At 51.2% G+C, this 848-nt stretch carries 1 protein-coding gene; it reads right to left on the bottom strand.

Annotated features, from left to right (window positions below):
• Window positions 1-848, bottom strand: an 848-nt coding sequence (locus tag RCF13_RS14130) for a hypothetical protein (protein WP_308141269.1), incomplete at both ends; no start/stop codon positions are given.

The raw sequence follows: 848 nt of genomic DNA, 5'->3' as shown, positions 1-848 counted from the left end.
AGTCGGATGCTTTTATCATTTGCAGACCTCCATGACTATAGCCATAGGTCACTGTGCCGTTGGCGTCCACACGTTCCGACTGCATACGATAGCTGCCCTCCACATTCAGCTGGCCTTCATTGATGGCAAGCGTCCCACCGGAGTGAACCACATTGCCCTGTACCTGTACCTCTCCGCCTGCCAGGTCCAGCATTCCTCCAAGTTGATACAAGCTCCCTTTCACCGTCAGCTTGTGGCCATTCAGATGAATGGTGCCCCCATAAATGTGCAAGTCTCCCTCAATCGTGACGTCCTGCTGCAAGCTGCGATTCCCATCAAGCCCCAGATTGGCATGCCAGCTTGCCCAAGAGATCGGCACATTAGTGGTTAAGATCAGGTTGTGCCCATCGACAATTGGTGTAGTTGTTGGCTGTAGTTCTTTGTTGACATAGACTCTTGTCGCAAACTTCACACCTTCCCCAGATGTATTCGACATCTTCAGAATATTGAAGAAAGATGAATTATCGCTATTCATGCTAATTACTTGCTGCTGATGACCGCTCAGAATGACCTTATGGGCACCGGATGTACGAAAATTGTCCGACACCGAGGCGCTAAGCTGAGTGAAATGTCCCTTGAGGTCCATCGTCCCTGCCGTCAGCCATCCCTCATGACTGTACTGCGACTGCATGATAAATTGTCCGCCTATCTCTACCACATCCGAAGCTTGGGTCATCTTCAGATATCCGCTGCTGGCACTGTAGGTTACCGTTCCATTCGACGCTACTTGCTTGCTCTGGATCCGGTAATCCCCGGCAACGATCAGCTCCCCGCCACCGATCTCAAGTGTGCCGCCTGATTGAATAAGG

Origin of the sequence: Stenotrophomonas maltophilia group sp. RNC7, from assembly GCF_030910085.1 — a bacterium.
Classification (GTDB): Bacteria; Pseudomonadota; Gammaproteobacteria; order Xanthomonadales; family Xanthomonadaceae; genus Stenotrophomonas; species Stenotrophomonas sepilia.
This window is presented reverse-complemented; position numbering and strand designations above follow the sequence as displayed.